The organism is Ochrobactrum sp. SFR4, assembly GCF_019730395.1.
In the GTDB taxonomy this organism is placed as follows: domain Bacteria; phylum Pseudomonadota; class Alphaproteobacteria; order Rhizobiales; family Rhizobiaceae; genus Pseudochrobactrum.
In genome coordinates, this window is record NZ_JAAPBB010000212.1 from 1 (window position 1) to 446 (window position 446).

Below are 446 nucleotides of genomic sequence, written 5' to 3' on the forward strand. Positions count from 1 at the left end.
GCTCTTATGAAGGCACCGGCGTGCAGGGTGATGTCCTGCATCTGCGTGAGGCCTCACAAAGCTGGACATTCCGCAACATTACAGAGAAGCCAGTTTTGTCAGTGCTGCGGGATTTCTCCGCACCGGTGCATGTCGCACAATCCTTAAGCCGCGATGAGCAATTGTTTCTTGCCCGCCATTACAGCGATGCCTTTGGCCGCTGGCAGGTTATTCATTCGCTGATGAGCAATGCGATTATAGCCAATGTCGAAAAACTTCGACTGCAACAGTCTGCCGTGTTTGATCCGGCACTGGCCGAACTGCTGGCAGAGCTTGCACAGGATGAAACGCTGGATCATGCTTTCCGCGCGCTCTGCCTGACATTGCCGGAAGAAGCGGACATTGCCCGTGACATTGGCAGCAATATTGATCCCGACCTGATCCGCAACAGCCGCGAAGCTCTGCTG

The 446-nt window shown here is 54.7% G+C and carries 1 protein-coding gene; it reads left to right on the top strand.

The features are described 5' to 3' along the window. The coding region (locus tag HBA93_RS18655) for a DUF3458 domain-containing protein (RefSeq protein WP_221724295.1) at positions 1–446 on the top strand (446 nt) is incomplete at both ends.